10 protein-coding genes are annotated in these 13,893 nt (G+C 67.2%); 3 read left to right on the top strand and 7 right to left on the bottom strand.

The window, feature by feature from the left end:
• Positions 1-6 precede the first annotated feature (6 nt).
• On the top strand, positions 7-1,065 hold the full coding sequence (locus tag AWB83_RS21230) for a cupin domain-containing protein (protein WP_087047589.1): 1,059 nt from the start codon (positions 7-9) through the stop codon (positions 1,063-1,065).
• A gap of 40 nt (positions 1,066-1,105) precedes the next feature.
• Positions 1,106-2,770 (top strand): FAD-dependent oxidoreductase, encoded by a 1,665-nt coding sequence (locus AWB83_RS21235; protein WP_244197831.1) that lies wholly within the window; start codon positions 1,106-1,108, stop codon positions 2,768-2,770.
• A 68-nt stretch (positions 2,771-2,838) separates the two neighbouring features.
• On the opposite strand, the gene AWB83_RS21240 is transcribed toward AWB83_RS21235, so the two are convergent.
• The 7 genes from AWB83_RS21240 to AWB83_RS21270 all read right to left on the bottom strand — a co-directional run bounded on the left by AWB83_RS21240 (position 2,839) and on the right by AWB83_RS21270 (position 11,860).
• Positions 2,839-3,741: an alpha/beta fold hydrolase gene (locus tag AWB83_RS21240; protein WP_208636787.1), complete on the bottom strand. Its 903-nt coding sequence runs from the start codon at positions 3,739-3,741 to the stop codon at positions 2,839-2,841.
• The gene (locus AWB83_RS21245) at positions 3,738-4,655 is read right to left on the bottom strand and encodes a fumarylacetoacetate hydrolase family protein (RefSeq protein ID WP_087047591.1); all 918 of its coding nucleotides are present in this window, start codon (positions 4,653-4,655) and stop codon (positions 3,738-3,740) included. The genes AWB83_RS21240 and AWB83_RS21245 overlap by 4 nt, the downstream gene beginning before the upstream one ends.
• 31 nt (positions 4,656-4,686) lie before the next feature.
• On the bottom strand, positions 4,687-5,823 hold the full coding sequence (locus tag AWB83_RS21250; RefSeq protein ID WP_087047592.1) for a CaiB/BaiF CoA transferase family protein: 1,137 nt from the start codon (positions 5,821-5,823) through the stop codon (positions 4,687-4,689).
• A gap of 196 nt (positions 5,824-6,019) precedes the next feature.
• Positions 6,020-7,252, bottom strand: coding sequence for a porin (locus tag AWB83_RS21255; RefSeq protein WP_244197832.1), 1,233 nt, complete (start codon positions 7,250-7,252; stop codon positions 6,020-6,022).
• A 178-nt stretch (positions 7,253-7,430) separates the two neighbouring features.
• Positions 7,431-8,648 (bottom strand): multidrug effflux MFS transporter, encoded by a 1,218-nt coding sequence (locus AWB83_RS21260; protein ID WP_087047594.1) that lies wholly within the window; start codon positions 8,646-8,648, stop codon positions 7,431-7,433.
• Between the two features lie 67 nt (positions 8,649-8,715).
• Positions 8,716-10,182, bottom strand: coding sequence for an MmgE/PrpD family protein (locus AWB83_RS21265; protein WP_087047595.1), 1,467 nt, complete (start codon positions 10,180-10,182; stop codon positions 8,716-8,718).
• Between the two features lie 22 nt (positions 10,183-10,204).
• Positions 10,205-11,860, bottom strand: a complete 1,656-nt coding sequence (locus AWB83_RS21270) for a spinster family MFS transporter (protein ID WP_087047596.1) — start codon at positions 11,858-11,860, stop codon at positions 10,205-10,207.
• A 360-nt stretch (positions 11,861-12,220) separates the two neighbouring features.
• Here AWB83_RS21270 and AWB83_RS21275 point away from each other — a divergent pair, with 360 nt between their 5' ends.
• Positions 12,221-13,885, top strand: a complete 1,665-nt coding sequence (locus AWB83_RS21275; RefSeq protein ID WP_244197833.1) for an FAD-dependent oxidoreductase — start codon at positions 12,221-12,223, stop codon at positions 13,883-13,885.
• Positions 13,886-13,893: the final 8 nt, after the last annotated feature.

A 13,893-nucleotide genomic window follows, 5' to 3' on the forward strand; every position in this document is an offset into this window, starting at 1 on the left:
ACCGCCATGACCGAAGCCGTCATGACCGACTCGGCGCAACGCGCGGCGATCGCCGACGAACTCGACCAGCACAACTGCCGCGTCGCGCAGCCGACCGACGGCCCGCTTTTCACGCGCACGCCGCAATCGGCGATGCAGGCCGCGCACTGGAAGGCGCGCGACCTCGAACGCCTGCTCGACAAGATCGGCGCGAACCTTAAGCTCGAGGCGGGCGGCCAGCGGCGCACGCTGCGGCTCGCCAATCGCGGGCTGCCGTTCGGCACCACGCCCACGTTCTGGGCATCGATTCAGGTGATCCTGCCGGGCGAAATCGCCACCGCGCATCGTCATACCGCGAGCGCGCTGCGCTTCATCATGAAGGGCCGCGGCGCGGACACCATCGTCGACGGCGAGCGCTACGAGATGAATGAAGGCGATCTCGTGCTCACGCCTTCGTGGACGTGGCACGACCACGAGCACAAGGGCGACGAGCCGATGATCTGGCTCGACGTGCTCGACATCTCGCTCGTGCGCTCGATGCACGCGACGTTTTTTGAAGGCTCGGAAGCGCCGCGCCAGCCGCTCGCGCCCCTGCCGGACCGTTCGTACCGCATGTACGGCAGCGGCATCATGAAGCCCCTTGCCGATACGCCGGTGCCCGACATCAATCCGTTGCTCGTCTACACGGCCGAGCGCTCGCAGGAAGCCTTGCGTCTCGCGAGCGCATTGCCGCCCGACCCCTACGATGACACCGCGCTCGAATATCTGAATCCGCTGACGGGCGGCCCGGCCATGCCGACCATCGGCACGGTGCTGCAGTCGCTGCGCCCCGGCGTGCATACGAAGGCGCATCGGCACACCGGCAGCGTCGTGTATTACGTGATGCGCGGCATGGGCACGACCATCGTCGACGGCGCGCATTTCGACTGGGGCGCGGGCGACTTCATGGCGATACCGCCGTGGGCGGTCCACGAGCACATCAACCGGTCCGCCGACACACCGGCGATGCTCTTCCAGGTCAACGACATTCCCGCGCTGAAGAAGCTCGGGTTGTATCGCGAAGAGCCGGCCGACGCGCAAATCTGAACGAAGCGGCGCGAGACGCGCCAACATGGGGAGAATGGAGATGCAAACACCGGTATTGATCGTGGGCGCGGGACCGATCGGCCTCGCGCTCGCAGGCGACCTCGGCTATCGCGGCGTGCCCTGCATGCTGATCGAGCGCAGCGACGGCCAGGTCATCCAGCCGAAGATGGACATGGTGGGCGTGCGCACGATGGAATATTGCCGCCGCTGGGGCATCGTGCCGTGGGTTCACGAAGCGGGCTATAACCGCGACTATCCGCAGGATTGCGCGTGGGTGACGAGCCTGACCGGCTATGAGTTCGGACGCGAAGCGTTCGCGAGCCCGAAGGACGAGAAGTGCCCGCCGCAGAGCCCGCAAAAACGCGAGCGCTGCCCGCAGAATTTCTTCGATCCGGTGCTGCGGCGCTTCGCGGAGCGCTCGTCGCTCGCGACCATCGTCTATCACACGGAGCTCGCGGGTTTCACCGAAACGGAGCACGGCGTCACGGTCCGCCTGCGCGACGTGCTGAGCGGCGAGGAGCGCACGGTCGACGCGCAGTATCTCGTGGGCTCGGACGGCGGCGCGAGCGCGGTGCGTCAGGCACTCGGCATCGCGATGACCGGCGAAGCGACGCTCACCTACACGACCAATGTCGTGTTCCGCTGCAAGGACCTCGAAGCGCTGCACGACAAGAAGCGCGCGTACCGATACATCTTCATCGGCCCGGAAGGCACGTGGGCGACGCTCGTCGCGATCAACGGGCGCGACCAGTGGCGCTTCTCGCTCGTCGGCGACGCCACGCGCCAGACACACGACGAGGCCTACATGCGCCGCGCGATCGTGCGCGCGGTCGGCCGTGAATTCGACTTCGAGATTCTCTCGATGCTGCCGTGGGTGCGGCGCCAGCTCGTCGCGGATCGCTATGGCACGAAGCGCGTTTTCATTGCGGGCGATGCGGCGCACCTGACATCCCCGACCGGCGGCTTCGGCATGAACACGGGCATTCAGGACGCGGTGAATCTTTCGTGGAAGCTCGCCGCCGTGCTGCAAGGCTGGGGCGGCGAGCATCTCCTCGGAACATATGAGACGGAGCAGCGCCCGGTGGCCATCCGCAATGTCGCGGAAGCGACCGGCAATCTGAAGCGCATGCTCTCGCCGCGCGTGATGTCGCCGTCGGCGGCGATCTTCGACGAAGGCCCCGAGGCCGATGCGGCGCGCATCGAATTCGGCAACGCGTACACCGAGCTGATGAAGCGCGAATGGTTCTCCATCGGCATTCACCTCGGCTACATGTACGAAGGCTCGCCGATCATCGTGCCAGACGGCACGCCGCAGCCGCCGGACGAAGTGTCGAGCTATGTGCAGACGGCGCGGCCCGGATCGCGCGCGCCGCACGTCTGGCTCGAAGAAGGCCGCTCGACGCTCGATCTGTTCGGCCAGTCGTTCGTGCTGATGTGCTTCGGCGAGGATCGCGCGGGCGTCGATACGCTTGCCGATGCCGCCCGCGCGGTCGGCATGCCGTTCGAGATCGCGCACATCGACCACGCCGAAGCGCGCGCGCTCTACGAACGCGCCTTCGTCCTGGTGCGCCCCGATGGCCAGGTGGCATGGCGCGGCGACGCGTTGCCCGAGGATGCGCGCGCGCTCATCGACACTGTGCGCGGCGCGGTGGCGCGCGAAGCCGCCGGCGAACCGAGCGGTCAGGAAGCGCAGAGCGAAGCTTGAGGAAGTGAAACGTCGTCGCGCCGCATGGCGCGGCGCGACGACGAAATACGACGCAAAGGGAAAACGTCTCAGCGCGCCGGATGGCATTCCAGAAAAGGCAGGATCGCACCGTTGAAGGCCTCGTTGCGATCGCCCGCGATCATGTGCCCAGCCCCGGCGACATGACCGATCTCCAGTTGCGGCAAGGCGGCACGCAATTCCGCGATGCCTTTGCCGTTCACGACATCGCTTTCCTCGCCGACGACGAGCATCGACGGGATCGTCACGCCGCGGCACATCGTGAGCAGGCGAGCCGCGTGACGATCGCGCGCATCGTCGTTGCGCTCCCTGAAGAAGCGCGGATCCCAGTGCCAGTGCAGGCGGCCGTCCTCGCGCAGGCGCAGGTTCTTCATCAGCCCGCGCGGGTTCTTCGGGCGCGGCCGGTGCGGGTTGTAGGCGGCGACCGCATCGGCCGCTTCCTCGACGTTCGCGAAGCCGTCGCGATGCCCGTGCAGGAAATCGTGCACGCGCTTCAGGCCGCGCGGATCGACACGCGGCGCGATATCCACGAGCACCACCGCGCGGGCGCGCGCTTCGTCCGTCCGGGCGATCGCGTGCAGCGCGGTCATGCCGCCCATCGACGCGCCGATCATCGCGGGCACGCAGCCCATGTGCCGAACGATTGCGTCCAGATCGTCCGCGAGTCGTTCGTACGAGTAGTCCGGCTTCGGCGACCAGTCGCTGTCGCCGTGGCCGCGCGCGTCGTAGGCGAGGGCGTGATAGCCGAGCGCGCCGAGCGTGGCCACGCTGCCGCGCCACGAATGGCGCGTTTGGCCGGCGCCGTGCAGCAGAATCACGCCGGGCCGGCCGCGCTCGCCCGCGACGCTCGCCGCGAGCGTGACGCCGTCGCCTGCCTCGATGCGCTCTTCGTAGAGCGGCACGTGCGCCGGCGGCGCCGAAGCGTCGGCGCGCACCGCGGTTGCGCGCGTCACGATGCGGTGACGGCGGCCGGGTCCGGCGCCGTGCGCGACTTGTCCCACACCGGATGGCCGCCGTTCTCGCCCTGCACGACATCGAGCGTCATCGAGCCGACATGCGCGATCTCGATCACGACCTCGTCGCCGTGCACGATCGGCCCCACGCCCGCCGGCGTTCCCGACGCGATGATGTCGCCCGGATAGAGCGTCATCACCGCCGAGGCCATGCGGATCATCTCGGGAATGTCGACGATCAGATCCCGCGTGCTCGCGTGCTGGCGCAGTTCGCCGTTGACCGAGAGCCTGAGGTCGATGGCCTCGTGATCGGGCACTTCGTCGGCCGTCACGAGCCACGGGCCGACCGGGCAGAACGTGTCGTAGGACTTGCGCATCACGCGCTCTTCCTTGCCGCGCACCACGACGTCGATGAGGCAGGCATAGCCGAACACGTGTTCGAGCGCGCGCTCGCGGCTGATCTGCCGTCCGCCCTTGCCGATGATCACGGCGAGCTCGCACTCGTGATGAATCTGCCGCCCCGGGATGTCGGGGAGCACGATCGGATCACGGGGACCGCTCAGGCTCGAATTGGCCTTGAGGAAGAAGCCCTGGCCGTCCGCCTTGAACGGCGAGATGAGGCCGGTGCCTGCTTTCATTTCCTCCACATGCGCGTGATAGTTGGCGGGAAACGCGATCACCTTGTTCGGCCACGCGATGGGCGTTTCCAGATGCACGTCGGCGAGCGGCCGGCGCGGCCCGCTGCGCGCGCGCTCGGCGAGTTGCGCGCGCAATTCGGGAAAGCGCCCGATCAGATGCAGCATGCCGACGGGCGGCCACGCGCCGGGCATGGCGCTCACCGCGTCGGTGACGTCGACGATATCGGCGCCGTCCACGATGCCGATGCGCCCGCCGTCGAAGCTTGCGAGTTTCATGATGATGTGTCCTGTGTCGTGGTGAAAGGGATCAAAGGGCGCCGATTTCGCGGTCGTGCTCGCCGATCGCGGGCGGTCCGAAGCGCGCGGCGAAGCGCCGGTCGTCGAAAGTGGCGGGGTAGCGCGCGGTGCGGATCGGACCCACCGGCGACGCGACGTACTCGAACACGCCGTTGTGGCTCACTTGCGCGTCGTTCAGGTAATCGTCGAGCGAGAACACGGGCGCGGCGGGCACGTCGAGACTCTCGAAGCGCTCGAGCCAGAATGCGGTGTTGCGAGTCTTCACGACTTCGCCCACGCGCCGGAAAAATTCTTCGGCCATCGCGACGGGATCGCGCATCTGCTTGAATTCCTCCTTCCATTCGGGGCGCTCGATCGCGTTGAGCGTCTTCGACATCTGTGCGCCGTTTGCGGGCGAGATCACGACGTGACCGTCGGACGTCTCCAGCACCTGGGACGCGGGCGGCTTCCACGCCGACGTATCGCCCTCGAACGTGCGGTGCTGATACATGTCGGGAAAGTTGAAATAGCCCATCACGTCGAGCATCGGCAGCTTCACGTGCGCGCCGCGGCCGGTCTTTTCGCGCTCGAGGAGCGCCGCGAGAATGGCTTGCGCGCCGAACACGCCGGTCACCTTGTCGACCATGTTGAAGGGCGTCACCGCGGGCTTGCCGTTGCGGCCTTCGGCGGCGACGATGCCCGTGCGCCCCTGGATCAGCGAATCGAAGGCGGGCGCGTTGGCGAGCGCGCCGGTGTCGCCGAAACCGTTGATCGACAGGCGGACGAGGCGCGGATTCAGCTCGGCGAGCACGTCCTGGCCCAAGCCGAGCGACGCGGCCACGCGCGGCCGCCAGTTCTCCACCAGCACGTCCGCGCCGGCGAGGAGCCCCTTCAGGCGCGCGACGCCTTCCGCGGTCTTCAGGTCGATCACGACACTGCGCTTGCCGCGATTGGCATTGGTCCACGACGCGCCGAAGCCGTCGCGGTTGTGGCCGAACTTGCGAAAGCCGTCGCCGCCCGGCGGCTCGACCTTGATGACATCGGCGCCGAGATCGGACAGCATCATCGCGGCGAACGGGCCGGTGAGAAAGCTCGACGTCTCGACGATGACCACGCCGTCGAGCGGGCGCCTGACGGCGTCTTCGGCGCGGGGTTGGGTTTCAGGCATCTGACATCTCCGGATCGGGCGCGAATCGATGGAGCCTTATCGTGCTCGCGCCTTTTTTCATTGGATCAACCTTTGACACTACAATGCTATGTTGAGCGGGTCACGACGCGATGTCAAGCGCGCCTCGTGCAAGAAAAAACGGCCGGCATGTTTGCCGGCCGCCGTGCGCCTGATTGCGTGGCGAAGCCTCGCGCGGTCAGAACTTGTGCCGGATGCCGATGCGCGCGACCACCTGGCTTTGCGTGTTGGCAGGCGTCAGCGTGACGAGATAGGGCACCGACGGCTGATTTGTCGAGTCCACACCCGAGCCCTTCATGTAGGCGCCCGCGAGGTAGACGTCCGTGCGCTTCGAAAGGAAGTAGTCGAGCGAAGCGTTGATGGTCTGATAGGCCGCGCTGTCCTTGCCGTTCACCGCGCCGCCGCGCAGATAGTTGTAAGACGCGCCCGCGACGAGCGCCGGCGTGATGTAGTAGGCCGTGTAGATGTTGTAGTTGTTGAACGCGGCGTTGCCGGTGTAGCCGAACGGGTTGGTGAGCGAGAGCGTTCCCGACGCCGGATCGTTGAGATTCTGAAAGCGGATGTTCGAATAGCCCAGGCCGAGAATGAACGCGCCGAGCGTGTACTGCGCGGCCGACGCCACGATCTGCATCTTGCCCGCCGACGCATAGCCCCCGTAGATCGGGTTGACCTGCACGCCGCTCGTCGCGCCGAGATTGTTGGCGGTGGTCGAGCCCGTCGAGTTGTTGCCGTAGAACGACTGGTTCGGGTTGTTGATGTGCATGTAGCCGGCGGCGACGCTCAACGGACCCGAATCGAAGCGCGCGCCCACCGACCAGATACTGTTGCGGCCGAACGATCCCGCCGCGCCGCCGAAGCTGTAAAGGCCCGTGAGCGTGACGCCCGCGAACTTGGGGCTCGTGTACTTGATGGAGTTGTTGATGCGTTGCGAGTCCGCCACGTTGTCGATGTCGCCCGGATGGTCCGCGAATGCGCCGCCCGCATAGCTGCCCGCCTGCATCGGGCCGATCACGTCGACGATCGAATCGTACTGGCGGCCGAGCGAGACGCTGCCCCAGTTCGGCGAAGTCAGGCCGATATAGGCCTGGCGCCCGAAGAACGTGCCGCCTTGCTGCAAGCGGCCCGTCCCGACGTCGAAGCCGCTTTCGACCACGAAGATGGCCTTGTAGCCGTTGCCCAGATCTTCCGTGCCGCGCAAGCCCCAGCGCGATGCCTGCGCGAGTCCGGTGGTCATCGACCAGACCGGGCCGCCCGTGCGCCCGTTCGGCGCGCCCGCCTTGGCCGTCTGCGAGTTGTTGACATAGTTGATGCCTTCGTCGAGCAGGCCATAGAGCGTGACGCTGCTCTGAGCCCATGCGCCGCCTGCGGCCGTCAGCGCGAGCGCGCCGAACAAGGGTTTCGCAAAGTTCAATTTCGTCTCCTGGATGTGTAGTTATTTAGTCAAACCTGGAAGCCTGCCAGACGTTCCTTGTCCGCCCGGATTCATTTTTTCATTGCATTTATCATTGGATGAACCATTGCATCAAATATGTGGGAGACGTTTTTTCGTGTCAAACGGGCAAAAACCCTAATCGTCAGCGGGGCGGCGCTCAGGCGACCGATTGCGGCTCCGCGCCGCCCGGACGGCGCGGCACGGCCTTGAACGACGCCCAGGAGATCGCGCTCGAGACGGCCAGCGCGATGATCATCGAGAGCGTCGGGTTGCCAGGCGCGAGTCCCACGGCGGCGGTGCACAGCGCGCCGTAGCCCATTTGCAGGCAGCCGTAGAGTCCGGCGGCGGCGCCTACCACCGTCGGCTCGACATCGAGCGCGCTGCTGATCGCGAAGGGGCTCGACAGGCCCGTGGCGAAGAACATCACGATCATCGGCGCCATCACGGAGATCACGGAAAGCGTGTCGAAATACCACGATGCCACGAGGCTCAGCGAGGCCGCGCCCATGATGACGCTCGCGGCGATCAGCGCCGCGCGCGCCGAGACCTTGCCCGCGAGCCGCTTGGCCGTGGTCTGTCCGCTCGCGAGTCCGACCACGAGCGAGAAATACGCGAAGCCGAATGCCTGCGCGGAAAGCCCGAGCCGGGTTTCCAGTATGAAAGGCGAGGCCGAGAGGAACGCGTAGATGCCCGTCGTGGCGCTGGCGCCGCCCAGCGCATGCGCGAGGAAGACCGGCGAGCGCAGGAGCCGCAGATAGCTGCGCGCATAGCGTCCCGTCGCGAGATCCCGCGAGGCCGTGTGCGTCTCGGGAACGAGCAGCCACACGGAGACGAGCACGAGCACATTGGCGATCGAGAGGGCGAGAAAGATTGCGCGCCAGCCGAAGTGCTCGACGAACTGCGCGCCGATCACGGGCGCGATCGCCGTGGCGACCGCCATCGCGATGCTGAGCGTCGCGAGACGCCGGATCAGCGTGGTCGAGCCGGAGCTGTCACGCGCGATGGCGCGTCCCAGCACGAGACCGGAGCAGCCGCCGAGCGCCTGGGCGATGCGCGCGAACTCCAGGCTTCTGAGCGATGGCGCGAACGCGGCGGCCAGGCTCGCGACGGCAAAGAGCGACAACCCGGCGAGCAGCACAGGCCTGCGCCCATAGCGGTCCGAAAGCGGGCCGTAGATCAGTTGCCCGATCGACAGCCCGATCACATACAGCGTGATGGTGAGACCGATACCCGCCGACGACGCACGCAACTCGCTCGCCGCGAGCGGCAGCGCGGGCACGAACACGTGCAGCGGAAACGTGCCCGACAGGGTGATGCATACGAGAATGAAGAGCGATGGGGCGCGGACCAGCGTGACGGCGGCAGGATCGTTCATGTCGATTTGTTTTCATTGGATGAACCATTAATATATGGAGCCGCCGTGCCTCCGTCAATCTCGCGTTTCAGCGCTCGCCGCCTGCCGCCGCCAGTGCGAGCAGGCCATCCGTGATGCGGGAGACGGGCGCGTCCTCGGCGTTCATCACGGCGTCCGTCAGCGCGCTGGCCGCCTGCGCGAGCGCCGGCGCGCCTTCCCCGTGCGCATCGAGGCCGGTCATCACGTTGAACTTGGCGGCGAGCGCCCGATCCGAAAAATGCGTGTCGGCCTGCCACGGATCACCGAGCGCGTGGTCCGCGGTCGCGCTGAACACGCGGCCGCGCGCGTCGATGTCGACGCCGCCCGGCACGCCGCGCCACTGGCCGCCCGTCATCCAGTCGGCGATGTTGGCCGCGCCGGGCTCCGCCGCCACGCTCACGCGCGCGCGGAACGCGGCGATGCGCGGATCGTTCATCGTCTGCGGCGCATACCAGAGCGGGCCGGCGGGCACGCGGTGCGCGGCGGCCGCGAGTGCGTGCGCGTGGCTGAACTCGGCGCTCAGCATGTCGCCGGGCTGCTGTTCGCAGAAGATCGGCGTCAGCGCGAACGGGTTCGCCCGCACGACCACATGCTCGATCTCCTGCGGCGCGAGCGCGTGTTCGTCCATGAGGCGCGTGAATGCCGTCAGCGGATGATGGATCCAGCGGCAGCACGGCCAGGGCTTGTAGGTCGTGTTGAGGATCTGCCAGTCGGAGCCGAGGCCGGAGACGAGCGCGGCGTCGTCGTGAGCGGGCGAGCCGTAGGTCTTCCAGAACGCGTTGTCGCCGTCGAGAAAGTCCTTGAATCCCGTGCTGCCGAGCTTCGCCAGCAGCGCCGCCGACACCCCGACCTGCGCGCACCAGCCGGCGTCGGCGTACTTGTACATCGGCTGCTCGACGGATTCCGCCCATTTGCGCAACGTCGGCTGCGGCGAGTTCGCGCCGCCGATGCCGAACGCGTGATTCGCCTGCCGCGCATTCAGTCCAGCGATGTTCGACGCCGCGCCGATCGCCGCCCACGCGATGGTGGCGGCGGGACCGCCGAGCTCGTTCCAGCCGGTCACGCGCCCGTTCTCGATCTGCATCGGCGCGCCCATCCAGCTGCCGATGCGCGCGCCGAGGTCGAAGCCGACCGCGATCGCGGCGAGCAGTTCGCGTCCGTGCATCGCCTGCGTTTCGGCGAGCGCGAGCGCGGAAAACACGGTCGCGTTGCCGAAGTGCGTCGAGGTGGGGAACGTGTCGTCCGCGTCGAGCACGTTGGCGAGGCGCGCGTTCGCGTACGCCGCGTTGACCGTGCTGCTGCGCGTGGCGGCGCCTATCACCGTCGCATCGGGCTTGCCGCCGAGCTGGCTCACGTAGTCGAACGCGATGCGTCCGCTTTCGGTGCGCACGGCGCCAAGCGCGCAGCCGATCGTGTCGAGCAGGAGGCGGCGGCTTTCGGCGACGACCGCCGCCGGCAAATGTTCGAAGCGCGTTTCGGTGACGAATTCGGCGAGTGTTTGGGTCAGGCCGGTCATGTCGGATCCTCGTCTGGTGTGCTCAATGCGTGAGTTGGTGTTCGACGGCCACGTCCAGCGTGTCGCGCACGCCGGCCGTACCGTATGCAGCGAGTTCGGCGCGCGCCGTTTCCTCGCCTTGCGCGAGCGTTCTCCCGGCGACCATCAAGGCGGCGATCGACACCGGAAGCACGCCGAGCGCGCACAGGATCGCGAGGCGCAGATCGCCGGTCGCATCGCTCAGAAGGCCCACGCAATACGGGCCGAGGCCGAGGCCGAAGATGTTCGGGCCGAGCGAGAAAGCGGCGAACGCGGTGCCGCGCAGGCGCGGGATCACGAGGTCCTGCGTGGTCGCCTGCAGCGGGCCGAACCACATCGGCACGAAGAACGTGGCGAGCGCGTAGGCGCAATAGAACGTGGTGATGCTCGTCGTCAGGTATTGCACGACGCTCGCGGCCGTAAACGCGGTGGCGGTGAAGCACACGAACCACAGGCGGCCGAGCGCATGCCTACGCTTGGCGAGATCGCACAGATAGCCGCTCACGGTGATGCCGAGCCCGCCCGCGATGATCGCGATGATGCCCAGATGCAAGCCCGCCTGAGCCGTCAGGCCGAGCGTGCGGCTCGCGTAGACGAACACGAAGCCGTTGACGGCGTTCATCGCGAAGGCGAGGAACGCGCCCGCCACCGTGATCGACATGAAGGTCTTCGAGCCGGTGATGAGACGGTGCGCGGCGGGATCGCCGAGGCGCGTGGCCTGATACCAGTTCGAGCACACGTACACCGCGATCGCGATGGCGAGCCATTGCACGAGATTGCTCGTCACGGGCATGCCGTAGAGGGAGCCGATCTGCGCGTTGCGCGAGGCCGAAAGCATGCCGTTGGTGACGTGCGTCGCGAACATGGCCAGGCACGCGGCGAGCAGCAGATAACCGACATTGCGCGCGTATTCGCGGCGCGGCGCATCGAGCGCGGCCAGATGCATCCAGCTCCACGGCGGCACCATCGCGCCCAGGTCGCGCATCGCGTGGGCGAAGGGATGCGGATCGGCCCTGGCGGGCACCGCATCGAGGCGGCCGCGTTCGGGTTCGCGCACGGTGAGCAGCACGACGAGTGCGAACACGAGCCCCGGCACGCCCACGCCGATGAACGAGGCCTGCCAGCCGCTCAGCCCGAGCGGCGCGAGCCCACTCGTGCCGTAGGTGCGCTCCCATGCGGCGACGATCGAGCCGCCGATCGCGAGCGATGCGCCCGCGCCCACATACACGCCGACCGAGTAGAGCGCGAGCACCGTGCCGCGCCGGGCGCGCTCGAAGTAGTCGCCGAGCAGCGACACGGCGGCGGGCGTCGCGCTCGCCTCGCCCACGCCGACCCCGACGCGCGCCGCGCCGAGTTGCGCGAAGTTGCGCGAGAGCCCGGAGAGCGCGGTCATCAGCGACCAGAACGACAGTCCGAGCGCGAGCGTGCGCACGCGGCTCCAGCCGTCCGCAAGGCGCGCGAGCGGGATGCCGAACACGCAATAGAAGAGCGCGAACGACGTGCCATAGAGCAGGCCGAGCTGCGCGTCCGAGATGCCCATGTCCTTCTTCAGATAGGGCGCGAGGATGGTGACGATCTGCCGGTCGACATAGCTGAACGCGTAGATCAGCGTCAGGATGAACAGCACGTACCAGCGATACCAGGGGCGTTCACGAGTCATCTTGGATCTGCCTGTAGTCGAAAGGAGGAGGGGCGCGCCCGCGGGCTCGCGGCGGCCGCGCGATCGGGCGAGGACGGCATGGGATGTGTCTCCGGTCTTGCTTGTTCTAGTGTTTGCGGCGCCCTTGGATGACGCGCGACGACAGGATAGACACGGTGCGCGGATTCACGCCAATACGATTTTCCGATCCTGTTAGAGGAAGAACTTGAAGAACGAGCCAGAGGAATAACTTCTAGAAACCTTCGCAAACAGTATTGGTCAGGCGGTGCGCCCTGTCGCTACAGTGAGTCCGTGTCGCGTCGCATGAGACGACGCAATTGCCCGGATGGAGCCAAGAGGAGCATCGAGACTATGGCGCAGATGAGTTCAGTGAGTCGCACGCCGGTGGTGGTGGTCGGCGCGGGGCCGATCGGCCTGGCGCTCGCCGGCGATCTCGGCTGGCGCGGCGTGCCGTGCGTGCTGATCGAGAAGAGCGACGGCGAAGTCTTCCAGCCCAAGATGGACATGGTCGGCATTCGTACGATGGAATTCTGCCGGCGCTGGGGTATCGCGACGGACGTGGAGAACGCGGGCTATAACCGCGACTATCCGCAGGACTACGCATGGGTGTCGCAGCTGCACGGTGGATACGAGTTCGGCCGCGAACGCTTCCCGACCGTGCGCGACGAAGCGAAGCCGCCGCAAAGCCCGCAGAAGCGCGAGCGCTGCCCGCAGAATTTCTTCGATCCGGTGCTCACGCGCTTCGCGCGCAGCACGGGCAACGTGACGATTCGCTACGAGACCGAATACCTCGGCCACGAGGAGCGCGCGGACGGTGTCGCGGTGCGCGTGCGAGATCTGAAGACGGGCGCGGAAGATCTCATCGAATGCCAGTATCTCGTGGGCTGCGACGGCGGCGCCAGCAGCGTGAAGCAGGCACTGGGCATCACGATGAGCGGCACGCCCGCGCTGACCTACACGACCAACGCGATCATCGAATGCGAGGGGCTCGAGGCGCTGCACGACAAGGAGCCGGGCTATCGCTATATCTTCATCGGACCGGAAGGGACCTGGAGCACGCTCGTCGCGATCAACGGGCGCAACTGGTGGCGCTTCTCGATCGTCGGTGACGGCAAGCTCGTCACGCTCACCGGGGACGAGGTCTCGGCCGCATTCCACCGCGCCGTCGGGCGCGACGATTTCAGCTTTCGCATCGTCTCCGTGATGCCGTGGATCCGCCGCCAGCTGGTCGCCGACAGCTACGGCACGGCGCGCGTGAAGATCGCCGGGGACGCCGCGCATCTCACGTCGCCCACGGGCGGTTTCGGCATGAACATGGGCATTCAGGATGCGGTCGATCTCGGCTGGAAGCTGCAGGCGATGGTCGAAGGCTGGGGCGGCGCGCATCTGATCGACACGTACGAGTTCGAGCGCAGGCCGGTGGCAATCCGCAACGTCAACGAGGCGACCAGCAATCTCAAGCTGATGCTCACGCCGCGCCAGAACCTGAATCAGACGGTCTTCGAGCCGGGCCCCGACGGCGAGCGCGCGCGCAAGATCTTCGGCGACGCCTACACGCAGATGATGAAGCGCGAGTGGTACACGATCGGCATTCACCTGGGCTTTCGCTACGAAGGCTCGCCGATCATCGCGCCCGACGGCACGCCGGAGCCGGACGACACGGTCAACACCTACGAGCAGACCGCGCGGCCCGGGCATCGCGCGCCGCATGTATGGCTCGCGCCGGAGCGCTCGACGCTCGATCTGTTCGGCCGCGGCTTCGTGCTCGTGCGCTTCGATCCGTCCATCGACGTCGCCGCGCTCGACGACGCGGCCCGTGCCCGGGGCGTACCGCTGACGGTGGCGGACATCGGCAACGAGGAAGCGCGCGTGCTCTATGCGAGAAAGCTCGTGCTGGTGCGCCCGGACGGTCATGTCGCTTGGCGCGGCGACGCGCTGCCCAAAGACGTGGAGACGCTCGTCGACACGGTGCGCGGGGTCTATTCGACCGCTTCGGACGCTTCCTCGCTGGAGCGCGCCGCCTAGCCGCTCGA

This window comes from Caballeronia ptereochthonis, from assembly GCF_001545075.1.
GTDB lineage: Bacteria > Pseudomonadota > Gammaproteobacteria > Burkholderiales > Burkholderiaceae > Caballeronia > Caballeronia ptereochthonis.

Coding starts and splice junctions, on each gene's coding strand:
- AWB83_RS21230 (WP_087047589.1), top strand. CDS start 7: ATGACCGAAGCCGTCATGACCGACTCGGCGCAACGCGCGGCGATCGCC.
- AWB83_RS21235 (WP_244197831.1), top strand. CDS start 1,106: ATGCAAACACCGGTATTGATCGTGGGCGCGGGACCGATCGGCCTCGCG.
- AWB83_RS21245 (WP_087047591.1), bottom strand. CDS start 4,655: ATGAAACTCGCAAGCTTCGACGGCGGGCGCATCGGCATCGTGGACGGC.
- AWB83_RS21250 (WP_087047592.1), bottom strand. CDS start 5,823: ATGCCTGAAACCCAACCCCGCGCCGAAGACGCCGTCAGGCGCCCGCTC.
- AWB83_RS21260 (WP_087047594.1), bottom strand. CDS start 8,648: ATGAACGATCCTGCCGCCGTCACGCTGGTCCGCGCCCCATCGCTCTTC.
- AWB83_RS21265 (WP_087047595.1), bottom strand. CDS start 10,182: ATGACCGGCCTGACCCAAACACTCGCCGAATTCGTCACCGAAACGCGC.
- AWB83_RS21270 (WP_087047596.1), bottom strand. CDS start 11,860: ATGACTCGTGAACGCCCCTGGTATCGCTGGTACGTGCTGTTCATCCTG.
- AWB83_RS21275 (WP_244197833.1), top strand. CDS start 12,221: ATGAGTTCAGTGAGTCGCACGCCGGTGGTGGTGGTCGGCGCGGGGCCG.